The organism is Aeromonas tecta, assembly GCF_000820185.1.
Classification (GTDB): domain Bacteria; phylum Pseudomonadota; class Gammaproteobacteria; order Enterobacterales; family Aeromonadaceae; genus Aeromonas; species Aeromonas tecta.
Window position 1 is genome coordinate 286035 of sequence record NZ_CDCA01000020.1, and the last position, 21322, is coordinate 307356.

At 62.8% G+C, this 21322-nt stretch carries 21 protein-coding genes; 8 read left to right on the top strand and 13 right to left on the bottom strand.

Annotation, left to right across the window (positions count from 1 at the left end; genetic code table 11):
• Positions 1-2: 2 nt before the first annotated feature.
• Complete coding sequence (gene metA, locus BN1137_RS06120) at positions 3-950, bottom strand: homoserine O-acetyltransferase MetA (protein WP_050717733.1); 948 nt, start codon at positions 948-950, stop codon at positions 3-5.
• Between the two features lie 143 nt (positions 951-1093).
• Here metA and BN1137_RS06125 point away from each other — a divergent pair, with 143 nt between their 5' ends.
• The gene (locus BN1137_RS06125; protein ID WP_050717872.1) at positions 1094-2332 is read left to right on the top strand and encodes a cyclic di-GMP phosphodiesterase; all 1239 of its coding nucleotides are present in this window, start codon (positions 1094-1096) and stop codon (positions 2330-2332) included.
• Positions 2333-2370: 38 nt separating this feature from the next.
• Entirely contained in the window at positions 2371-3534 is a 1164-nt protein-coding gene (locus BN1137_RS06130; protein ID WP_050717734.1) for a CinA family nicotinamide mononucleotide deamidase-related protein, read from the top strand.
• A gap of 43 nt (positions 3535-3577) precedes the next feature.
• On the opposite strand, the gene BN1137_RS06135 is transcribed toward BN1137_RS06130, so the two are convergent.
• The 4 genes from BN1137_RS06135 to BN1137_RS06150 all read right to left on the bottom strand — a co-directional run bounded on the left by BN1137_RS06135 (position 3578) and on the right by BN1137_RS06150 (position 7578).
• Entirely contained in the window at positions 3578-4123 is a 546-nt protein-coding gene (locus tag BN1137_RS06135) for a metal-dependent hydrolase (protein ID WP_050717735.1), read from the bottom strand.
• Between the two features lie 235 nt (positions 4124-4358).
• Positions 4359-5453 (bottom strand): ABC transporter permease, encoded by a 1095-nt coding sequence (locus BN1137_RS06140; protein ID WP_050717736.1) that lies wholly within the window; start codon positions 5451-5453, stop codon positions 4359-4361.
• A 252-nt stretch (positions 5454-5705) separates the two neighbouring features.
• Entirely contained in the window at positions 5706-6635 is a 930-nt protein-coding gene (locus BN1137_RS06145) for an ABC transporter ATP-binding protein (RefSeq protein ID WP_050717737.1), read from the bottom strand.
• Positions 6628-7578, bottom strand: coding sequence for an HlyD family secretion protein (locus BN1137_RS06150; RefSeq protein WP_157433647.1), 951 nt, complete (start codon positions 7576-7578; stop codon positions 6628-6630). Before BN1137_RS06150 ends, BN1137_RS06145 begins: the two co-directional genes overlap by 8 nt.
• A gap of 269 nt (positions 7579-7847) precedes the next feature.
• Here BN1137_RS06150 and BN1137_RS06155 point away from each other — a divergent pair, with 269 nt between their 5' ends.
• The 3 genes from BN1137_RS06155 (at position 7848) to BN1137_RS06165 (ending at position 11564) form a co-directional block, all read left to right on the top strand.
• Complete coding sequence (locus BN1137_RS06155; protein ID WP_050717738.1) at positions 7848-9536, top strand: DUF342 domain-containing protein; 1689 nt, start codon at positions 7848-7850, stop codon at positions 9534-9536.
• Positions 9537-9621: 85 nt separating this feature from the next.
• Positions 9622-10431 (top strand): sugar-phosphatase, encoded by an 810-nt coding sequence (gene yidA, locus BN1137_RS06160; RefSeq protein WP_050717874.1) that lies wholly within the window; start codon positions 9622-9624, stop codon positions 10429-10431.
• A 368-nt stretch (positions 10432-10799) separates the two neighbouring features.
• Positions 10800-11564, top strand: a complete 765-nt coding sequence (locus BN1137_RS06165; RefSeq protein WP_050717739.1) for a gamma-glutamyl-gamma-aminobutyrate hydrolase family protein — start codon at positions 10800-10802, stop codon at positions 11562-11564.
• On the opposite strand, the gene BN1137_RS06170 is transcribed toward BN1137_RS06165, so the two are convergent.
• A complete protein-coding gene (locus BN1137_RS06170) occupies positions 11561-11974 on the bottom strand; it encodes a hypothetical protein (RefSeq protein WP_050717740.1) in 414 nt (137 codons plus the stop codon). The genes BN1137_RS06165 and BN1137_RS06170 overlap by 4 nt on opposite strands.
• A gap of 172 nt (positions 11975-12146) precedes the next feature.
• Between BN1137_RS06170 and BN1137_RS06175 the strand changes: the two genes are divergently transcribed.
• A complete protein-coding gene (locus BN1137_RS06175) occupies positions 12147-12545 on the top strand; it encodes an STY0301 family protein (RefSeq protein WP_050717741.1) in 399 nt (132 codons plus the stop codon).
• Positions 12546-12561: 16 nt separating this feature from the next.
• Here BN1137_RS06175 and BN1137_RS06180 read toward each other — a convergent pair whose 3' ends face one another.
• The 6 genes from BN1137_RS06180 to lptM form a co-directional block, all read right to left on the bottom strand.
• On the bottom strand, positions 12562-13272 hold the full coding sequence (locus BN1137_RS06180; RefSeq protein ID WP_050717742.1) for an HAD-IA family hydrolase: 711 nt from the start codon (positions 13270-13272) through the stop codon (positions 12562-12564).
• A gap of 135 nt (positions 13273-13407) precedes the next feature.
• Entirely contained in the window at positions 13408-14388 is a 981-nt protein-coding gene (gene xerC / locus BN1137_RS06185; protein ID WP_050717743.1) for a tyrosine recombinase XerC, read from the bottom strand.
• The gene (locus tag BN1137_RS06190; RefSeq protein WP_050717744.1) at positions 14381-15061 is read right to left on the bottom strand and encodes a DUF484 family protein; all 681 of its coding nucleotides are present in this window, start codon (positions 15059-15061) and stop codon (positions 14381-14383) included. The genes xerC and BN1137_RS06190 overlap by 8 nt, the downstream gene beginning before the upstream one ends.
• Before the next feature lie 79 nt (positions 15062-15140).
• Entirely contained in the window at positions 15141-15971 is an 831-nt protein-coding gene (dapF, locus tag BN1137_RS06195) for a diaminopimelate epimerase (protein ID WP_050717745.1), read from the bottom strand.
• Between the two features lie 115 nt (positions 15972-16086).
• Positions 16087-17337: a diaminopimelate decarboxylase gene (gene lysA, locus BN1137_RS06200; RefSeq protein ID WP_050717746.1), complete on the bottom strand. Its 1251-nt coding sequence runs from the start codon at positions 17335-17337 to the stop codon at positions 16087-16089.
• Between the two features lie 19 nt (positions 17338-17356).
• A complete protein-coding gene (gene lptM / locus BN1137_RS22835; RefSeq protein WP_083443381.1) occupies positions 17357-17566 on the bottom strand; it encodes an LPS translocon maturation chaperone LptM in 210 nt (69 codons plus the stop codon).
• A gap of 73 nt (positions 17567-17639) precedes the next feature.
• On the opposite strand from lptM, the gene cyaY reads away from it, so the two are divergent.
• Both cyaY and BN1137_RS06210 read left to right on the top strand, forming a co-directional pair.
• Positions 17640-17954, top strand: coding sequence for an iron donor protein CyaY (gene cyaY / locus BN1137_RS06205; protein ID WP_050717747.1), 315 nt, complete (start codon positions 17640-17642; stop codon positions 17952-17954).
• Positions 17951-18604 (top strand): alpha/beta hydrolase, encoded by a 654-nt coding sequence (locus BN1137_RS06210; protein ID WP_050717748.1) that lies wholly within the window; start codon positions 17951-17953, stop codon positions 18602-18604. Before cyaY ends, BN1137_RS06210 begins: the two co-directional genes overlap by 4 nt.
• 79 nt (positions 18605-18683) lie before the next feature.
• On the opposite strand, the gene BN1137_RS06215 is transcribed toward BN1137_RS06210, so the two are convergent.
• Positions 18684-21203 carry a class I adenylate cyclase gene (locus tag BN1137_RS06215; RefSeq protein ID WP_050717749.1) on the bottom strand — a complete coding sequence of 840 codons (2520 nt, stop codon included), beginning with the start codon at positions 21201-21203 and terminating at the stop codon, positions 18684-18686.
• Positions 21204-21322: the final 119 nt, after the last annotated feature.

The following is a 21322-nucleotide window of genomic DNA, read 5'->3' on the forward strand; positions in this document are numbered from 1 at the left end:
GCCTATGCCTTGGGTTGCTGGTAGGTGAACACCTTGCCGATGTCTTCCAATCGATAGCTGGTGAGCTGATAGACGTAGTAGTTGAGCCAGTTGGAGAACAGCAGATGGCCATGGCTACGCCAGCTGGCCCGCGGCGTCTGGCCGGGGTCGTTGTTCGGGTAGTAGTTGATCGGGATGACGGGGGTGAGCCCGGCCGCCAGATCCCGCTGATATTCCCCGTCCAGGGTCAGGGCATCGTATTCCGGATGGCCGGTGACGAACACCTGGCGACAATCCTTGGTCGCCGCCAGATAGACTCCGGCCTCCTCGGACTCGGCCAGGATCTGCAAGTCGGTGTGGGCGCGGATAAGATCCCCATCAAAAGCCGCATAACGGGAGTGAGGGGCGACGAACTCGTCATCAAACCCCCGCAGCAGCGCCTCGTGTTCATCAAGGCGATGGTGGCGATAGACCCCCGACAGCTTCTCGCCGTGAGTCTGTTTTTCCATGCCATACAAGGCCTTGAGTGCCGCCTGCACCGCCCAGCACAGGAACAGGGTCGAGGTCACGTGCTGATGGGACCACTCGATGATCTCGACGATACGCGGCCAGTAGACCACCTCCTCGAACTCCACCAGCCCGAGCGGCGCCCCCGTGATGATCATGCCGTCGTAGTTGTTGCCCCGCACCTGTTCGAAGTCGTGATAGAAGTTCTCAAGGTGCGCCTGTGGGGTGTTCTTGGACTCCCGATCGTCGATGCGCAGCAGATCCACGTCCACCTGCAACGGCGAGTTGGAGAGCATCCGCATCAGCTGGATCTCGGTCTCTATCTTCTTGGGCATCAGGTTGAGGATGAGCACCCGCAGCGGACGGATGTTCTGGGTGACGGCCCGGGATTCCGTCATCACGAAGATGTTCTCCTGCCCCAACACTTCGGCGGCGGGCAACTGGTCCGGGATCTTGATCGGCATGCTTACTCCCTGTACTGCATCGGTAAATATGTCTGGACATCTAGAAGCCTATAATAAAGCATCCACGCTGTCATCAGATACCTTTGTATTCACTCCCGCCTTTGACTAGCATACGGCTCAGTGTGTTTCTCATGCCCAACCCCATGACAGGTATCAAGATCTCGGTAGACCGGCTGCAAGTCGGCAATTATGTCTCCCTACCCCTTGGCTGGCGTGAACACCCCTTCCTGTTCTCCAGTTTCAAGATCAAACACGAGCAGGAGATCGAGCTCATTCGCCGGCTCGGCCTCAAGCTGGTGACCATCATCCCCGACAAGAGCGACACGCCGCCCACATCCCTCGACCAGGTTCGTCCGCCCTCGGCCAATAACCAGACGCTCGCCGCCCGTCAGCACGAGATGCAGCAGGAGAAAGTCAGCCGTATCGAGCAGCTGCAACGCTATCGCCGGGATCTGCAGCAGTGCGAGAAGCAGTTCCAGCAGTCGCTGGCCCAGGTGCGCAATGTGATGAGCAAGGTCCAGTCCCGCCCCCTCAACGCCATCGGCGAGGCCAGGGAGCTGATCAATGCCATGACAGATCAACTGCTGGCGGTGGATGAGATGGTGCTGCACCTGGTCTCCAACAGCGAGGATGGCAACAACCTCTATTTCCACTCCCTCAACGTCAGCGTGCTCAGCATGCTGCTGGCCAGGGAGTGCAAGCTGCCGGCCGAGACCATCCGCCAGATCGGCATGGGCGCGCTGTTTCACGACATCGGCAAGCTGAAGATCCCGAGCCAAGTCCAGCGCAAGACGACGCCGCTGACCAAACCGGAGCAGAACCTGATGGCCCAGCACCCGCGCTACGGCCTGGACTTGCTCAGCCTGGCCAAGGATTTCCCGGCAGAGGCGAAGGGCATAGTGCTGCACCATCACGAATTTCTGGATGGCAGCGGGCCACAAGGGCTAAAGGGCGGACAGATAGATCAACTGACCCAGATAGTGTCGCTGATCAACGAATTCGATAACCTCTGCCACCTGCAGGCCAAGGTGCCCTATTCGGCCCTCGGCAACCTCTACAAGCAGCGCAAGGCCCAGTTCAACCCCGACTACCTCGGCATGCTGATCCGGCTGATGGGGATCTACCCGCCGGGCAGCGTGGTGCAGCTCTCCAACGGCCAGGTGGGGCTGGTGATGTCGGTCAATGCCTCTCGCCTGCTCTACCCCGCGGTGCTGGTGTACGATCCACGCATCCCGCGCCAGGAGGCGGCCATCATCGATCTTGAGCAGGCCGAGCTCACCATCGCCAAGGTGATCCACCCCAGACGCCTGCCTCCGGCGGTGTTCGAGTACCTCAACCCGCGCAGCCGGATCAGCTATTACTTCGAGCACAACAAACCCTGACCGGGTGTGCCGCCGCCACTAATTCCCAAGGAGTTTGCATGCGTATCGAGATAGTCAGCACGGGGGACGAGATAGTCACCGGTCTGGTGGTGGACACCAACGCCGCCTGGCTCAGCGCCCTCTTGCTGGAGCAGGGCTGGCAGGTGCGCCGCCGCGCCACTGTCGGGGATAACCTCGCAGATTTGAAGGCCGTGCTGCGAGAGAGCAGCGAGCGGGCCGAGGTGGTGCTGGTATGCGGCGGGCTCGGTCCCACCGCCGACGATCTCACCGCCCAGGCGGCGGCAGAGGCGTTTGCCCAGCCGCTGACGCTCTATCCCGACTGGCTCGCCACCATAGCGGTGCGTTACGCCAGCCGGGGCCGCGCCATGCCAGACAGCAACGCCAAGCAGGCCTGGCTGCCTCAGGGCTGCGACGTCCTCGACAATCCGGTCGGCACCGCCTGCGGCTTCCTGGTCCGCCATCCGGCCAGCCATGGCCTGAGCCAACTGTTCTTCACCCCGGGCGTGCCGTTCGAGTTCAAGCAGATGGTGCGCGAGCAGATAGTGCCGCGCTTGAAGGCCCTGGCCGGGGAGCAGACTGACACCGAGCTGCGCCGTTTCTATACCTTCGGCATCTCGGAATCGGCATTGAGCGACAAGCTGGACGCAGCCCCCTGGCCGGCCGGTATCGAGCTCGGTTATCGCTCGTCCATGCCGCTCATCGAGCTGAAACTCATCGGCCACGGCGCGAGCGCCGCCGACATGAATGCCGCCGAGGCGCGCCTGCTCAGCGAGATCCAGTCCTGGTTGGTAGGGCGCGGGGATCAGGATCCGGCCCGCCAGATCCTCGCCCTGCTGGGGCCGCGATCCTTGACCCTGTTCGAGGGGGAGAGCCGGGGCGCCCTGCTCGATGCGTGTCACGAGCACCCTTATCTCGATGCACACTTTAGCCAGCAGCTTGCCAGCGATCTCGCGCTATTGGAGGGAAGCGATGAGGGACTGAGCCTGACGATAGGTACGGCGGGGCCGGACGGGGTGCCATTGCTGCTCTGCGCCGATGGCGAGTCGATTGGCCAGACCCTCAAGCTCAGCCACCCGGATCCGGACAGCGGTCGCAAGATCCTCGCCTTCGCCGCCCTCGACATGCTGCGCAGGCACCTCTCGGGCCTGCCGGTGATCACCGATTACCTCACCCTGCCCAGGACGGCGACGCGCCGGGAGTGACGCTGACAGACGGCTTGCCGCAGGGCCCGGCTACGTCTTGCGATCAGCCCGCAGACAGCGCCGGTATCAGCGCCGCGAACCCGCTGAACGCCGTCCCGACATGCACCCAATAGCCCGCCAGCGCCAGGGTCAACAGACAGAAACTGGTCTCGTAGCCGCTCCCGCTCTTGAGCGGCAGAAAAGGCAGGCGGTAGCGCTGGCGCAGCGGCCAGAACAGGGGGATGCCTGCCGGGGTGAGCCAGTCCCCCAGCAGATGGCTGAGATAGCCGATGATGAGCGCATCCTTCACCACCCCCGAGACCATGCCGGGTGCCTGGAACTGCGCCAGCCCCCATATCCCCATGGCCACCGCCAGCAGGCTGTGGGTGAAGCCCCTATGACCAAACAGCCGTGATAGCGGCCCCGAGATCCAGGGCAGGCGTCGGCCGAGCAGGGAGTTGGGGTGATCGAGGTCCGGCAGCAAAGCACTGGCCAGGGCGATGGGCACCAACTGCCAGAGGCTGGCATCGGCCAAGGCCGGGGTGAGCTGCAACTGGTGGGCAAGCAGGGTGCAGGTAACGGAAAACAGCAGGTGGCCTTGGGCGGTCATGATGGGGTTCGATGGAGCAAGAGATGGACGGATGGGGTGCTGGCCCGGCAAGACCGGGCGGCAGATTAGAATCTCTCGCGCCGCAATGAGCAAGACGAATGTCGCAAAAATATCACTTTTACAGTCATTTATTCCACAAAATGTCCGTATTGCACGTTATTTACGACTCATACAGCACCGAATTCACCGCTAGACAAGGATGTCGGCCAGCCCGAGAAGGCCGGCCGACCTCCAGTCAATCCAGGCTCTTCTTGAAGCGGCGAGCGGCCAGGGTCAGCATCAGCAGGGTGAAACCCGCCAGCCAGAGCACGTCCGGCAGCAGATCCGCCATGTCGCCACCCCTCAGTACTATGCCCCTGATCAACCGCATAAAGTGGGTGGCGGGCAGCACCTCGGCGACCCACTGAGCCGGTACCGGCATCCCCTCATAGGGAAACATGAAACCCGACAGCAGGATCGACGGCAGCAGGATGAACACCGTCATCTGCATCGCCTGCAACTGGGTCTGGGCCAGAGTGGAGATGAGCAGCCCCAGGGTCAGGCTGGCGGCGATAAACAGCAGGGTCGCCAGCAGCACCTGGCTCAGGGCGCCATTGATGGGCACCGCGAAGATGAGGTGGCCGAGGCCGAGGATGATGACCACCTGGATCAGCCCCACCACTATATAGGGCAGGATCTTGCCGATCATCAGCTCCAGCGAGCTGACCGGGGTGGTGATGAGCAGCTCCAGGTTGCCGCGCTCGCGTTCGCGCACTATGGCCGCCGAGGTGAACATGATCATGGTCATGGTGAGGATCACCCCGAGCAGACCGGGCACTATGTTGACTGCCGCCCGGCGGGAGGGGTTGAAGTAGAGCACCGTCTCGAAGGTGGGGGGCGTAACTTCGACCCCTGGCTTGAGCTCCCCCAGGGGCATGGCGCGCAGGCCGAGCAGGGCACCGGCGATGACGGTATCCGAGCCATCCACCAGCCACTGGCCTACTCGCTCGCCGTCGCTCAGGCGACGACTCAGATCTGATGGCAGCACCAGCACGGCGCGCACCTCGCCGCGGGTCAGCGCGGCTTCCGCCTCCTGCAATCCCACGTAGCGCTGTTTGATGTGCACCACCTGGGTAGCCTTGACCGCCTCCACCAACAGCCGCCCCGACACGCTCTGGCTCATGTCCACCAGCCCGGCCGGGATCTGGCGCACGTCGGTGTTGATGGCGTAGCCAAACAGCAGCAGTTGGAGCAGGGGGATCATCACCACCATGCCAAAGGTCAGCTTGTCCCGCGACAGCTGCCTCAGCTCCTTCTGGGTAATGGCCCAGAGCCGGCGCAGGCTATTCATAGTGCTGCTTCCACATGCTGTAGATACCCTGATTCCCCTCACCCTGGCCCTCTCCCAAGGGGAGAGGGAACCGCTCGAGTGTGCATGGGCGCCGCAGTTTGACTGTCACTCGATGTTTTGACTGACACACAAGCAGGTAACTCAAGGCGCTTGCGCGCAGCCCCGAACAGCCCCCTTCTCCCCTCGCGGGAGAAGGGCTGGGGATGAGGGGGGAAAGCGGTTCACTCGGATGCAATGAGAACGGAGCCCTGTTCATGCCCTGCGCTCCTGACCGGTGCAGCTGACAAAGACGTCTTCCAGGCTGGGTCTGACCGGGGCCAGGCTGGCATCCGCCAGGGCCGGACAGGCCTGCTGCAACCAGCGCACGGGATCCGCCAGCTCCTTGTCTACCAGCACCCGCAGCCGCTGGCCGAGCTGGGCGGCGGAGCGCACCGGCGCCAGTTGCAACAGCTGCTGCTTGAGCAGCCGCAGATCATTGGCCTGCACCTCCACCACCCGGGTACTCATCCCCTCCATCAGCGCCTGGGGGGAGCCCTGAGCGCGCACCTTGCCCGCCTCCATGATGGCGAGGCCGTGGCAGCGCTCCGCCTCATCCATGTAGTGGGTGGTGACCAGGATGGTGGTGCCCCCTTCGCTCAAGTCGAACAGCTTTTCCCAGAAGTCGCGCCGGTTCTGCGGATCCACCGCCGAGGTGGGCTCGTCCAACAGCAGCAAGTCCGGGCTGTGGATCACCGCCGCCGCCAGCGCCAGCCGCTGCTTCTGGCCGCCGCTCATGGCCCCTGCCCGGCGCCGCGCCAGCGGGGTCAGCTCATAGGTCGCCAGCAGCTCGTGCAGCCGGGCGCTCAGGGCCTGGCTGCCCATGCCGTGGATCCGCCCCATAAACTCCAGGTTTTCCCAGGCGGTCAGCTCGTCGTAGAGGGAGAATTTCTGGGTCATGTAACCGATGCGCCGACGCAGCGCCTCGGCCTGTTTGGGGATGGCGAGCCCCAGCACCTCGATCTCGCCGGCGCTGGGGGTGAGCAGGCCGGTCAGCATGCGCAGGGTGGTGGACTTGCCGCAGCCATTGGGACCGAGAAAGCCCTGGATCTGCCCCTTGGGCACCTCCAGCTCCAGCCCGTCCACGGCGAGGAAGTCACCGAAGCGGCGGCTCACCCCCTGGGCCCTGATCGCCAGCTCACTCATGAGCCGGCTCCGCCTGCAGCGGCAGGCCGCTCGGCAACGCCTTGGCATCCGGCAGATCGATCTCCGCCAGATAGACCAACCGGGCTCTGTCTTGCTCGTTGAGGGCGTAATAGGGGGTGAAGGCCGACTCTTTCGAAATCCAGCGCAACCGGCCGCGCAGGGGCTCGTTCACCCCGTCGACGTTCACCACTATGGTGTCGCCAACCCGGTAGTCAGCCAGCGCCGTCTCGGGCACATAGACCCGGGCGTAGGGCGCGCTGTCCGCCTGCAGGATCGCCAGCACAGCGCCGACCGGGACCCGCTCGCCGAGGTTGTAAGGCAGACTGTCGAGGCGACCGGAGCGGGTGGCAATTATGGTGAGATCTGCTAATTCACGTTCAGCCAGCGCCACATCTGCGCTGGCGGATGCGAGTTTGGCAGTGGCTTCGTCTATGTCTTCGGTTCGCACACCCCGGGTCAGTTTGTCGAGCTGCTGGCGGGCGCCATCCCGCTCGGCCAGGGCACCATCCCGGACGGCGCGCGCCTTGTCCAGATCTGAGGGGCTCTGCAATTTCTGCATCACCAGCCGCTCGGTGCGCTGGAAGCTGCGTTCCGCCTCCCTGAGATTGGCATGGGCCTTGTCGAGACTGGCGCGGGCGGCGGCGATGTCTTCCGGCCGCTCGCCATTGGTCATGCGAGCCAGCGCCGCCCTGGCGCTCGCCTCCTCGGCGCGGGCGCGGGCCAGCACCGCCTGCTGGCGGCGGTCATCGAGTTGAACGAGCACGGCGCCCTTCTCGACCTGGCTGCCTTCCGCCACCGGCAAGGCCCGCACTATCTCGTTGGCGGTCGCGGTCAGCTGCACCCGATCCCGCTCCAGGGTGCCGAGCGCTGCCCCCCGGCTATCGGGCTGGCAGCCGCTGAGCAGGCCGAGTAATGCGGTGAACAGCAGACAAACACGCAGCATGGGAGCTCCTTTCGCAGGCCGTCACCCCCTCCCTGCGGCGGTATCACGCCGGGAGGGGATGCAATTGATATAGCTATCGCCAGCATACCCATTGTCACGCAGGATTTCCTCAATCCAGCTCACCCATTTGTATTCAGCTCGTTGACCCGGAAGGAGAAATGTCCGAATACTGCAAACCAGAGCTGCCAAGATGGCATCGGCTTTTGGTGGGGGTTTCGCCCCGTCATCCGCAAGGGCAAGCCGGTTCGAGACAACGAAGGAGGATCCCGGTGTTAAGCAAAGCGTGGTTTCAGCTGTCGACGGACATGACCTATGTCTGTCTGCGCATCGCCCCCGGCCTCACCACTCCCGTCACCGAGGCCGATGTCCGGACCCTGCTGCTGGCCTCCAATTGCCGCCGCTACCAACCGCTGACCGAGGGGATACGGCAGGGAGTCAGTCTGCTCAACGCCCTGCTGACCCAGCCGGATGCCCCCTCCCATGCCCCCGTTCCCATCGCCCAACGCCAGGATGCCCGGCTGCTGATCCTGGTGGCTGCCGACAAGATGAGTGCCAGCGCCCAGATCACCGCGGACTGGGGCGGCAAGCCCCTGACCCTGGCGCAGTTACAAGCCGCCGTGGCGGCCAGCGAGATCAAACAGGGAGTGAGTGAGACGAGGCTCGCCGCCGCCATTCAGGCCGCCGGGGCGGCAGCGCCCGGCACCCAGCTCAAACCCGTCATCGCTCAGGGCAAGGCGGCGGAACACGGGCTGGATACCCGTTTCGAGCGGCTGGTAGACACCGCGGCCGAGCGGATCCTCAAGCCCCAGGAGCTGGATCACGGCAAGGTCGACATGCGCGACCTCGGCACCCTGCTCACCGTCAAGGCAGGCGCCCAGCTGATGCGGCGCCACCCGGCCACCCAGGGCATCGACGGCTTCACCGTGACCGGCCAGCCCTTGCCCGCGAAGGCCGGCAAGGAGAGCACCATGACCGCGGGAGAAGGGGCCTGCCTCTCCCCCGAGGATCCGGATCTGCTGCTGGCGACTCGCCCCGGCCTGCCCTGTCAGGAGCGCGCCGGCATGAAGGTCGACGAGGTGCTGAGCGTCAAGCAGGTAGATATCCGCCACGGTCACGTGGAGTTTGAAGGCTCCTTGCTGGTCACCGGGGACGTCATGCCCGGCATGCGGGTCAAGACCAGTGGCGACGTGGTGATCGGTGGCTTCGTCGAAGGCGGCTATATCGAGTCGGGCGGCACCATCACGGTGCGCAACGGCATCATAGGCCGCAAGCCGGAACAGGGGGAATACCAGTGCCACCTGAGCGCTGGGGGCGAGATCCACGCCAGCTATGCCCAGTACGCCAGGCTGGAGGCCGACGGCGACATTCACATCCAGAGCCAGCTCAGCCACTGCTACAGCCGCAGCGGCCAGGATCTGAAGGTAGGAGACAGCGCCATGCGCAAGGGTCACCTGATCGGCGGCATCAACATCGCCAACCGGCTGATCATGGCCCCGGTGCTCGGCGCCTCGGCGGCAAACCGGACCAGGCTGCAGATCCTCGGCGGCTACTTCAGCCAGAAGGAGCAGGAGCAGGCCCTGCGCCAGCGCAAGCAGGCGTGCCGAGAGCAGCTCGACAAGTTGCAGGATCTCATACTGCGGCTATTGCAACTGCCCCACGACAAGCGCAATCCCGAGACCCTGCAGAAGATAAAAGCGATCCGCATCCGCCAGCTCGATGAGAGCAAGTCCCTCGACGAGCAGCTGGTGGCGGCCCAGGCCGAGCTACAGGCGCTGATGGCGAACATGGACATCATTGCCACCCAGCGGTTGTTTCCCGGCGTCGAGGTAGAGATGGCCCACTACCACAACCGAGTCGACATCGAGCACGGCCCCATCCATTTTGCCATCCGGGACGAGCAACTGCAGCTGACCCCTTATCAAGCCCACGGCCAGGCGAAGGGCCAGGGCGCGCACTGACGCGTGATCCCGGCGGCGATTTTCGCTACACTCGGCCTCCCCTTGGCCCCATAGGGCGGGCCAGCCAGAGTCAGGTAGTGAGATGATGTACAAGCTGATTGCATTGGATATGGATGGCACCCTGTTGACCCCGCAAGGCCAGATCACCCCGCGTACCCACGCCGCTATTTCGGCCGCCCGCGCCAAGGGAGTCACCGTGGTGTTGACCTCGGGCCGACCACTGGAGGGCATGACCGCCTACCTGGCCGAACTCGGCCTCACCGGCCCGGATGACTACGTCATCTGCTACAACGGCGCCCTGGTGCAGCGCGTGGCGGATCAGCACATCATCCGCAGCCAGCTGCTGACCGGCCGCGATGCCAGCGCCATCGCCCACCTGGCCGACGAGCTGGGGGTGAACGTACACGGCTTCTCCGTGCGCCAGGGCCTCATCAGCCCCAAGGTCAGCCGCTATACCGAGCACGAATCCGAGCTGGTAGACATGCCCATCAACCTGGTGGACTTCGCCACCCTGCCAAGCGACGAGCGGATCATGAAGGTGATGATGATCGATGAGGAGCCCCTGCTCTCCCGCACCATCGCCCAGTTGCCCGCCGAGCTTTATGAGCGCTATACCGTAGTGCGCAGCTCCCCCTATTTCCTCGAATTCATGAACAAGCTGAGCAACAAGGGCACCGGCGTCGCCGCCTTGGCCGAGCACCTTGGCATCACCGCAGATGAGGTGATCGCCGTGGGGGATGCTGGTAACGATCGTCACATGATCGAATACGCCGGACTCGGGGTCGCCATGGGCAACGCCACCGACGAGATCAAGCAGCTGGCGCAGCACACCACCAGTCGCAACGACGACGAGGGTGTGGCCAGGGTGATCGAGCAGTTCGTGCTCAATGCCTGATCCCCGCGGGGCACCTCAGGGTGCCCCGCATGTTTCACCACAGAATCTGCATGTTTAATATATCCACCACGATTCCCCGCCCAATCTGCCCCTCTCCCTGCTCAGGCCCCTGATACTGGGACTCAAGCTAGCTCAGCCACCATCAAAATTAACATAAACGCATCATTTCGTTTGACATATTGAACGGCCTTGGCAGACTGGGATCAGGATCCAGGCTGTCACTGCCCCGGCTGACCGACGATTCTGGTACTGCGGCGTGACCCGGATCCCATGACCATGCCTTGAGGCATGCCCTTGCTGCTCAGCCGCGGCAAGGGCCTTCCCAAGGCGCAGGATGAGACACCAGACAAGGATAGCCAAGGTGACCTATGCCAAGTACCCATACCAAACCCGTCGTGCTGATGACCATGGGGGCCCAGCCCCGTAACGGCCATCCCTACCAGGTCATGACCCACAAATACATCACCCCCCTGGTGGAGATCAGCGGCTGCGTGCCCTTGCTGGTGCCGACCTGCTGCGGCGCCGAGGATCTGGAGCAATATCTGGACCTGGCCGATGGCGTCTACCTGAGCGGCGCCGGATCCAACATAGATCCCGCCCTCTACGGCCAGGAGAACCTGACCCCGGAGAAGACCCAGGACAGAGACAGGGACTTGTTCGATATCCCACTGGTGCGCGCCGCCATCGACAGGGGGCTGCCGCTGCTCGGCATCTGCCGCGGCATGCAGGAGATCAACGTGGCCCTCGGCGGCGACATTCATCAGAAGGTCTATAACGAACCCGGCTATGCGGATCACAGAGAGGATGCGGACGATCCGGTGGAAGATCAGTATGGTCACAGCCATCAGGTCAGCCTGGTGCCCGGCAGCTGGTTTGCCGAGCTGATGGGGCAGGAGCAGATCCCGGTCAACTCCTTGCACGGTCAGGGGATCAAGACGCTGGCCAAGGGGTTGGCACCACTGGCCTATGCCGAAGATGGTTTGATCGAGGCCATTTATGCCCCCGAGCTGCCCCAGTTCACCCTGGCGGTACAGTGGCATCCGGAGTGGAAGGCGAGCGAAAACCCCCACTCCATCAAGCTGTTCGAAGCCTTCGGTGCCGCCTGTCGCGAGCGCCGCATGCAGGCGAGCTAGTCGCCCAAGCCCTTACCCTTCAGTTTGGGCAGCGCCCCGCGCTCGGGGCGCAAGGTCCGGCAGACATCCATCCCCTTGAGGCCCCGCTGGACGTGATCCGGGGTCTCGCCAAGCACCATGCCATTGCCGCGATACAACTTGGCATCCTCCAGCTCGAACAGCTCACCACCGATCAACAGTTGCTTGCGATCATTGACCACCTTGCCCCGTTTCAGGGGCAGGGTCATGTCCACTAGGATCTCGCCGGTGGCGCAGCCCTCACGCCAGCGCGCCTCATCCGAGAAGGGAGAGATTGCGATCTCGCGCCAGGATCCGTCCCGAAACTCCATCCGATAGCTGTCGCTCAGCAGATCGCAGCCCGTCAGGGCGATGGGGATAATCAACCAGATGATTTTCTTCAATAAACGCAAACCTTGCACTCCCTTGTCAGCCCGGGCCAAGGATAAAGAAAATCCCCTTTCATCGCATCTGTTTACCCAGCTTCTACTTAGCCGACCCAGGGCGGCGAACAGAGGATGGCGAGAGCCGGTGCCGATGCCGATGCGCTAGCATGGGCACCTCCCCCTTTTGCGAGACCACATTATGTTACTGATGGCCATGGCCCTCGGCGCCAGCCTGCAATTTGACTGCCCGCCCCAGATAGAGAGCAGGCAGCAACTGCTGAGCACAGCCGCAGGTTGGCAGGGAGTGAGTCGGGACTTGCATGGTCAGCCGAGCGAGCGCCTGAGCCACAGACTCGACAATCTCGCCCTGTTCGATGGGGATCCCGCCGAGCTGGCGCAGCTCAAACCGGACAACGGTGACAGCAGCGAGACCCACTACTGGAGCCTGGACGGAGGCAATGTCCGCCCCTTCTACCTGGTTTGTCACTATCAAGACAGCGCCATCACACTGCAACAGGCGCTGCCCTCAGGCATCAGCTATTGCCGAGTCAATGAGGCCAGCCCCCATGAGTTGATCGGACTGATCTGCCGCAAATAACGCAGCAGCAGCGCCCTCAGAGCAGCAGTTCGGCCAGCTCGCTTAAGCTGTACAGCTCCACATCCGGCAGCTGCTGCAAGGATGACCAGGGCGCCCCATGCTCGTTGAGCCAGGCGGCCCGAAAACCGTGCAGCCTGGCCCCCAGCACATCGCTCTCTGGGTGATCTCCCACGTGCAGTATTTGGTTGGCGGGTAGCTTGAGGGCAGCCTGCGTCTGCAGGAACATGTCCGGGGCCGGCTTCATCCTAGCCCCCGCTCCGGCCTTGCAGACCAGGGTGAAATAGTCGCTCAACCCGGCCTGTACCAGATCCAGGTTGCCGTTGGTGATCACCACCAGCGGGTAGCGCGCGGCGAGGCGTGCCAGCAGGGCATGGGTCGCCGTGCTCACCTCGATGTTTGAACGCTCGGCCAGGAAGGCGGCAAACACCCGCTCGGCCTCGTGTTCGGCCTGCACCATCGCCATCCCCCCCTGCACCAGGGCCTCGCGGATGCCATATTGGCGCGCCAGGCTGACGTCGTGGCGCAGTTCAGGATGTGCAAGCAGCAGGTCGCGTTTGAGGGCAAGCCAGCGCGGTTTGTCCAGCATAGCGGTGGCCAGAAATTCGCTGCGCAGATGGCTCAGCATCCACTGCTCGGCGCGCGCAATGGCGGGGCCGTTGTCATAGAGGGTGTCGTCGAGATCGAACGAGATGGCGGCCACCGGCTGCCAACGACGATAAAACTGCATTGTCTCTCCTCTCGCTTATATCAGGCGCGGGCCCGCTTCACTCATCTTCTGGGGTGGCGGGATCTCGCTTGGCCCTGGCGAATTGGACGCTGTCATACCCATTGCCAGATAGCAGCCTGCAACGATAAAGGGGCATCACGCATCCTCTGGATCTGTGGTATCCCGCTTTGCTCTGGGGTGGGCACTGTCATAGACCTTGGCCAGATGCTGGAAATCCAGGTGGGTATAGATCTGGGTGGTGGAGAGATCCGCGTGGCCCAGCAGCTCCTGCACCGCCCGCAGATCGCCGGAACTCTCCAGCATGTGGGTGGCGAAGCTGTGGCGCAGCTTGTGGGGATGCACGTGGGCATTGAGCGCCTGCTTGTTGCCCCAGCCATCGAGCCGCTCCTGCACGGATCGGGCCGACAACCGCTGCTTGCGTTTGGAAACGAACAGCGCTAGCGCCTCATCCCCCGCCAGCAGGGGTCTCACTTTAAGCCACTTTTGCAGCCACTCCACCGCCATCCGCCCCATGGGCAGCACCCGCTCCCGGGAGCCCTTGCCGGTCACCTTGAGCTGCCGCTCGTCGAGCTTGATGTCCGTGAGGTTGAGCCCCACCAGCTCGGCCAGACGAAGGCCGGAGGAGTACATCAGCTCCATGATGGCGCGATCCCGCACCGCCAGCGGATCCTGCTCATCGGTGATGTTGAGCAGCTGATACATCTCGTCCACGTCGAGGTTCTTGGGCAGGGGTCGCCCCTGTTTGGGGGTCACTATGCCACGGGCCGGGTTGGCCACCAGCCGCCCCTGGCGCACCTGCCAGTCGCAGAAACTGCGCAGGGCCGAGACCTTGGTGGCCAGCGATCGAGGGGCAAGCCCCGCCTTGTGCATCCGGGTCACCAGGCTGCGTACCTGAGTCGCCTCGAGCCTGGCCCAGTCGCGCAAGCCGAGGCGCACCAGCTCGGCGGCCATGGCCTGCAGGTGCGCCTCGTAGTTGCTGCGGGTGTGCGGGCTGAGTTGGCGCTCGACGCGCAGGTATTCGATAAAGGCCGTCAACTCGTCAGCCAGCGCGGCCGGCAGGGGTTCGGCGGCAGGCGGCTGCGCCTTGGTGGGTGATCTGGCTGGCGCCTTAGCCACGGGCCAGCTCGGGCAGACGCAGTTGCAGCAGACGGCCGAGCTGACCCAGCAGCAGGGTGTCGTTGTGAGGGGCGAAGTGACTGGGATCCGAGCTGGCGAAGGCCAGCACGCCGAGATCGCCGAGTCGCATCAGGGCCACGGAGTTGACCAGCACATCATTGCCAAACAGCGCCTGTTTCTCGCTCTGGTTGAGCCGGCCGAAGTAGTAATCCGTCCCCGGCAGACGCTGACCCAGCAGTTGATCGAGTTGTTTGCCGTCCGCGAGGAAACGCTGCTCCGGACCGCTGAGCTGAAATTTCTTTGGATTGAGCCAGAGCCGCAGCTCGGTCAGTCGCAGCCGCTGCACGAAGGCCTTGCCCATGGCCACGCTCAGCTCGAACAGCGTCTGGCAGCCGTAGATCTCGCCATAGAGATCGGCGTAGACCCGGAAGATCCGCTCATTCTCGCTGGCGATCCCCATCAGTTCGGTGATCTCCTGCTCCAGCTGCTCGATGCGCTCGCGCTGCCGATCCATCTGCCGCTCCACCAGGGAAACTGAACCCTTGCGCTCATGGGGAATGCGGATCCGGTCCAGCATGGCCGCGTGGCGCTGGAAAAACTCGGGATAACGGGCCAGGTACTCCAGCACAGTGGCTTCGTCCACCAGTTGCTCCTGCCGTTTGAGTTCGCTCATAACTTGGTTGGTCCATCATAGAAAAAGGGCACAGGGCCCTGACATTATCGTTGTGCAGAGGGGGCAAGGCCCCCAATACTTATAGCTCTATCTGGCCATCGAACACGTGCTCGGCGGGTCCTGTCATGTAGACCGGCTGGCCCGGCCCCTTCCAGGCGATGGTCAGCGTGCCACCCGGCAGGCTGACGGTAACCCGCTCCTTGAGCTTGCCCTGGCTGATGCCGATCACCGCCGCCGCGCAGGCGCCGGTGCCGCAGGCCAGGGTCTCGCCCACCCCGCGCTCGAACACCCTCAGACGGATTTCGGTGGCGTTGACCATCTCCATGAAGCCGACGTTGACCCGCTCCGGGAAACGCTCGTGTCGCTCCAGGATGGGCCCCAGGGTCAATACAGGGGCATCGTCCACCGAGGGTACCTCGATGACGCAGTGTGGGTTGCCCATGGAGACGACGCCACACATCACAGTGTGTTCCTGCGCCCGCAGCAGATAGGTTTTCTCCGCCTTCTGGGCCCGAAATGGCACCTTGCCCGGTTCAAACTGGGGCACCCCCATGTTGACCGTCACCTGGTTTTCACCCTCAAGCTGCAGGGTGATGCGGCCACGGGCCGTGCTGACCGAGATGCGATCCCGGTTGACCAGTCCCTTCAGCCGCACGAAACGGGCGAAACAGCGCGCGCCGTTGCCACACTGCTCCACCTCGCTGCCGTCGGCATTGAAGATGCGATAGTGAAAGTCGAGTTCGGGATCATAGGGTGGTTCCACCAGCAGCAGCTGATCGAAGCCGATGCCAAAGTGGCGATCCGCCAGCTTCTTGATGACATCATTGCTGAAGAACACCTTCTGGGTGACACCGTCCACCACCATGAAGTCATTGCCCAGCCCATGCATCTTGGAAAAATCTATCAACATCCTGCGTTCCTGTACCCTTTGGGCAGTAAATGCTCACCACACCGGCGATAGGTCAACGGCTCACGCTCTCGACTCACTGGCGGAACGTCTGGAAAACTCCAACATCATCCGGCTCTCAGGGCAGTAGATGCTCGCCCTGCCAGAGTGATTCCAGCGGCTCACGCTCCCGAATGAGGAATGCCTTGTCGCCGTCCACCAGCACCTCGGCGGCGCGGGGGCGGGTGTTGTAGTTGGAAGACATGGTGAAGCCATAGGCACCGGCGGAGCGTACCGCCAGCAGGGAGCCCTCAGCGATAGCCAGGCTGCGCTCCTTGCCGAGGAAGTCACCGGTCTCGCACACCGGTCCCACCACATCGTAGAGCGCCTTCTCATGGGTCGTGTTGTTATCCACCTCGATGATGTTCATCCAGGCGCCATAGAGAGAGGGGCGCAGCAGATCGTTCATGCCGGCGTCGATCAGGGCGAAGTTGCGGGTCTCACCGGGTTTGAGGTATTCCACCCGGGTCAGCAGCACGCCGGCGTTGGCGACGATGGCACGGCCCGGCTCGAACAGCAGGGTCAGCTTGCGGCCAGCCAGCTTCTGCTTGAGCGCCTCGGCATACTCGGTGGGATGCGGTGGCTGCTCGGCGCCATAATTGACCCCGAGGCCACCGCCCACGTCCAGGTGATGGATATGAATGCCTTCGGCCGCCAGCTCGTCGATCAGCCGCAGCAGCTTGTCCGCCGCCTCCATAAAGGGATTCAATTCAGTGAGCTGGGAGCCGATGTGGCAATCCACCCCCTTGATCTCGATGTGGGCCATGGCCGCGGCCTTGCGGTAGATGGCGGGGGCCTGCTCGATGGGAATGCCGAACTTGTTCTGCTTGAGGCCGGTTGAGATGTAGGGATGGGTGCCGGCATCGATGTCGGGATTGACCCGCACCGAGACCCGCGCGGTTTTGCCCATGCTGCCCGCCACCCGGTTCAGGCGATCCAGCTCGGCTTCGGACTCCAGGTTGAAACAGAAGATCTCTTTTTCCAGCGCGAGGCGCATCTCGGCCTCGCTCTTGGCCACACCGGAGAAGACCACCTTGGCCGGATCACCGCCCGCCGCCAATACCCGCGACAGCTCCCCGCCGGAGACGATGTCAAAGCCCGAGCCCAGACGGGCCAGCAGGTTGAGCAGTGCCAGGTTGGAGTTGGCCTTGACCGCATAGCAGATCAGATGGGGGATATCGCCGGCCGCCTGATCGAAGGCGTGCCAGTGACGCTCCAGGGTGGCGCGGGAGTAGACATAGAGCGGTGTGCCGTATTGTTCGGCGAGCTGTTGCAGCAACAGCTGCTCGGCCTGCAGTTGGCCGTCGGCGTCGTAGTTAAAGTGATCCAAGGGGCGGTTCCTTCCTAGATTATTGCGGCGCGGCCTCGGAGGCCGGTTTGGCGGTCGCAGGCGAGGCAGCTTGCGGTGTACTCTCTGTCTTGGACGGAGCAGGCTTTGGCTGCTCAACAGGGGCAGGTTGCTCGGCGGGCGGCATATAGAGCGGCCCCGTCAGGCCACAGGCGACCAACCCAAGAGACAGAAATGCGGCAAGCAGACACTTGGTGAACTGGGTAATCATAATGGTTCGCTGCGAAAAAATTTTTGGCCCTCTATAATCGCACTCACATTGTTAAAAGCAACAGGATAAACCGATGAAGGATCACGAGTATCACGCCCTGACAGACACCTTTTTCCAGTATGTGGAAGACGTTATCGACGAGGGATATCCGGATATCGACTGCGAGCGAGCCGGCGGGGTCTTGACCCTGAGCTTCGAGAACAAGACCAAGGTCATCATCAACAAGCAGGAGCCCCTGCACCAGATCTGGGTTGCCACCCGCGAGAACGGTTTTCACTTCGAGCTGCGCGGCGAAAGCTGGATAGACAACCGCTTCGGCGAGGAGCTCAAGGCCCTGCTGACCCGTGCTTGCACCACCCAGGCCGGTGAGCCAGTGGTATTCGCATGATAGATCTGCATCCCGATGGCGCTCGCCACGCGGTAATCTGGCTGCACGGGCTGGGGGATTCCGGCGCCGGGCTGGCCCCGCTGGTCGAGGCGCTGGACTTGCCCGCCTCCCTGCCCATCCGTCATCTGCTGCCTGATGCGCCCGAGCGGCCCATCACCATCAACATGGGCCACAAGATGCGCGGCTGGTACGATATCAAGAGCTTCGAGCAGCCGGCCGATCGCGCCGTGGAGTCCCATGTGCGGGAATCTGCCGCCCGCATCCAGGGCGTACTGGATAGCCTGATCGCCGAGGGCTTCGCCCCCGAGCGCATCATACTGGCGGGCTTCTCCCAGGGCGGCGTCATCGCCTCCTTCACCGCCCTGCGCTGTCCTCAGACTCTGGCGGGCCTGCTCTGCATGTCCACCTATCTGGCGGCGCCAGACGCTCTGCTTGGCGAGATGAGCGACGCCGCCCGCAACCTGCCTATCTGCTACATGCACGGCATCTATGACGATGTGGTGAGCCTCTCCATGGGTTGGGACGCGAAGAACCGGCTGGAAGCGGCGGGGCTGACCCCCGAGTGGCACGAATACCCCATGCGTCACGAGATCTGCCGCCCGCAACTCGGCGACATCCGTCACTGGTTGCTGGCCCGCCTCGGCGGCTGACGCTAAGCTCTCCCGGATAAGACAACGGCCTGCATCTGCAGGCCGTTTTTGTTTGCTTCACCAATAATTCAGCAGGATATTACCCTACTTCGCGTGCCGGACCAGGATGATTACGCTGCGGGCTCTGGCTGCGGTAGGGGATCACCTCCAACTCATCACCGGTCTGCACGATCTCATAGTACTGGGGCAGGTTGAAGTTGCTGAACTGGCCCGCATTGCTGAAACGCTCATGCCCCGAGGTGTAGAAGCGGTTCACCCCCTGCACCAGCTCATCCTTGTTGCCGGCGAAATGCTGGTAGATCTCCACCCGGTTCGCCTCATCCAGGATATAGATGTTGGTGCCGGCATCCCGGGTATCGAAGAAGAACTGCACCAACCCTTCGCTGGCGTAGCTGTCCACTATGCCGGGCAGGTGCTGACTGTGGGTCTTGTCGAGGCGCAGCGGCAGGTGATCCAGCTTGTTGTGGGAGATGTGGCGGTAGAAGTCGATGGCGTTTTCCAGCTTCTTGACCGACACCCCGCGCCGCTCGAAGAAGATGCCGTACTTCTCCTTGCCGAGCGCCAGGGTCTTGACCAGCTGTTGCTTGTCACGGGCGAGGCGCAGTTCGATGCACTCGGCAAGCAGCATCTGGAAGCGGGAACGCACTAGGGAGCGGAAGTGCTGGCTGTAGCAGAACACCTCGATCATCTCGGGGGCCGCGGCATCCTGATGCATCTTGCCGAGGATAGTGGTGAGCGCATCGACCACCGCCTCTTCCCCCTGGAAATGCAGGGTGCGGATCTCGCTCCAGGAGTTGCGATAGACCAGGTCCACCGAGCCCACCAGACACTCCTGGTTGCGACCGAACGAGAAGACATCGGCGGCATTGGCATCGAACTCGATCACCTGTCCCACCCAGTGGCTGCTGGGATCCGTCTCCAGATTGAGGAAGATGGAGAGCTGATGGATCTCGCAGGGGCGGCTGAGGGCCAGGTTGGTGGCGAGCGGATACTTGACCGGGAAGGTATCGGACAGATCGCGACAGAACTGGTGCAAGTTGTCGATGTGCAGATCCGAGCCCTGATTGAACAGGTGTACCCGGGACTGGGGCGTCAGCAGACCGTTGAAGTAAGCCCAGGCCACCAGCTTGCTGATGTAGCCGTTATATTCGAGCGGCGCCCGGCCTATGATGTCTGCCGGCTCCAGCGAATGCTTGTAGAGGTACCAGCCGGCGCGGTTCAGGCGACCGTGCGGCACCTGCACCAAACTCAGATCCGGCTCGCTCAAGTCTGGCGCTATCTTGAGGTTGATGCGCTGCACCTTGCCCGGCAGGCTCTCGAAGGCGGCGTAGAGCTTGCGCGACAAGATACCGATGTCTTCCGGGTTGATGGACTCGCTGATGTTGTTGCGCCGGGCAAACTGAATGAGGTTGCGATAGCTCTGCATCAGGGCTTCCAGCAACTCGGCGTAAGCCACCTTGACGTCCTCGACCTTCCACTCCTGGCGATGATCCAGGTGGTGCAACCGCTCCGGACTCCAACCCCAATAGGCCACCAGTTGGGCCATCTGCTCGCGGCGCCAGCTCGGGCTGTGCTCCTCTTTCGGATGACTCAGGCCATCACACACCTTGAGGTAGAAACAGCGACGCACCAGATCGAGCCGCTGCATGTCGCCGATGGACTTGAGGTAGTTGGTCACCTTGTCCAGCATCAGGCAGTAGTTGTCGAGTCGGTAGTGCATGCCCTCGTTGTGCTGGAACCAGTCACGACTGGTCACCGACAACAGACGGGTATCGGGGTACTCGTGGGAGTAAGCCTCCATCAACACCGACTTGAGCACGGCTTTATAAGGGGAATCGATACCCTTGTAGAGCTGCCACAGGGCGGAGCCGAAATACTCCTCGGCCGGAATGCGATTGAAACCACCGAGATCGAGCCAGTCGTCCTGACTCAGCTTGCCATGGGCAAACAGGCCATTCACATACTCATCGTAGTGATCGTCATACTCGGCGGGGACCAGATACCAGAGCAGGCGCTTGCCAGCGATGTGCATGGCGCTGCGGTAGAACTCGTCGAGCAACAGCAGGTGTTGGGCGCTGCCGCAGCTCTCCCCCTGCATCTGGGCATCGTTGCGCTGGCGGAACTTGTCTTCGGGGATCAGGAAGAAGTTGAGATCGACGCCGCGCTGCTCGGCCCACATGGACAGTTGCTGGCACTTGAGATCCAGCAGCGCCAGCCGCTCCTGCGACAAACCCGCCACGTGGCAGACCCAGATGTCGAGATCCGAGTGGCAGCACTGACCAATGGACGAGGTGCTGCCCATGGAGTAGAGGCCCTGGATCGACTTGTCGTGGGTATTGAGGCCACCCTGACAGTTGGCGTTCTGGCACAGATCGTTGATGAAGGCTTGCTGAGCCTCGTTGGCGACAAAACTCCAGATACCATGAGGCACATCCCCTGCCACATAGCCGGGTAAGAGAGGATGATTGAAGTGCAGCATGACTGGCAGCAATTGGAAGACCTGCTGCCCATAGCGACTCATGAGATCCAGCGCTCGTTGCGTTTTGAGACGATTGAGTTCGTCGTAGCGCGCCACCAGCGTGTCGAGTTTTACCAGCAATGCCCTGCCTTTGACGGGAAGAGAAATGACGCACCAAAACGGGGAGACGTCAAAAAAGTGTGATCATGTTAACAATGCAAACAGCCGTGGTAAACAAGCCCGCACGGAATCACCGGATT

What these genes read in the sequence shown, in the direction of transcription:
- metA (WP_050717733.1), bottom strand. Translation starts at nt 950, where the DNA reads ATGCCGATCAAGATCCCGGACCAGTTGCCCGCCGCCGAAGTGTTGGGG.
- BN1137_RS06125 (WP_050717872.1), top strand. Translation starts at nt 1,094, where the DNA reads ATGACAGGTATCAAGATCTCGGTAGACCGGCTGCAAGTCGGCAATTAT.
- BN1137_RS06130 (WP_050717734.1), top strand. Translation starts at nt 2,371, where the DNA reads ATGCGTATCGAGATAGTCAGCACGGGGGACGAGATAGTCACCGGTCTG.
- BN1137_RS06135 (WP_050717735.1), bottom strand. Translation starts at nt 4,123, where the DNA reads ATGACCGCCCAAGGCCACCTGCTGTTTTCCGTTACCTGCACCCTGCTT.
- BN1137_RS06140 (WP_050717736.1), bottom strand. Translation starts at nt 5,453, where the DNA reads ATGAATAGCCTGCGCCGGCTCTGGGCCATTACCCAGAAGGAGCTGAGG.
- BN1137_RS06145 (WP_050717737.1), bottom strand. Translation starts at nt 6,635, where the DNA reads ATGAGTGAGCTGGCGATCAGGGCCCAGGGGGTGAGCCGCCGCTTCGGT.
- BN1137_RS06150 (WP_157433647.1), bottom strand. Translation starts at nt 7,578, where the DNA reads ATGCTGCGTGTTTGTCTGCTGTTCACCGCATTACTCGGCCTGCTCAGC.
- yidA (WP_050717874.1), top strand. Translation starts at nt 9,622, where the DNA reads ATGTACAAGCTGATTGCATTGGATATGGATGGCACCCTGTTGACCCCG.
- BN1137_RS06165 (WP_050717739.1), top strand. Translation starts at nt 10,800, where the DNA reads ATGCCAAGTACCCATACCAAACCCGTCGTGCTGATGACCATGGGGGCC.
- BN1137_RS06175 (WP_050717741.1), top strand. Translation starts at nt 12,147, where the DNA reads ATGTTACTGATGGCCATGGCCCTCGGCGCCAGCCTGCAATTTGACTGC.
- BN1137_RS06180 (WP_050717742.1), bottom strand. Translation starts at nt 13,272, where the DNA reads ATGCAGTTTTATCGTCGTTGGCAGCCGGTGGCCGCCATCTCGTTCGAT.
- BN1137_RS06190 (WP_050717744.1), bottom strand. Translation starts at nt 15,061, where the DNA reads ATGAGCGAACTCAAACGGCAGGAGCAACTGGTGGACGAAGCCACTGTG.
- dapF (WP_050717745.1), bottom strand. Translation starts at nt 15,971, where the DNA reads ATGTTGATAGATTTTTCCAAGATGCATGGGCTGGGCAATGACTTCATG.
- lptM (WP_083443381.1), bottom strand. Translation starts at nt 17,566, where the DNA reads ATGATTACCCAGTTCACCAAGTGTCTGCTTGCCGCATTTCTGTCTCTT.
- cyaY (WP_050717747.1), top strand. Translation starts at nt 17,640, where the DNA reads ATGAAGGATCACGAGTATCACGCCCTGACAGACACCTTTTTCCAGTAT.
- BN1137_RS06210 (WP_050717748.1), top strand. Translation starts at nt 17,951, where the DNA reads ATGATAGATCTGCATCCCGATGGCGCTCGCCACGCGGTAATCTGGCTG.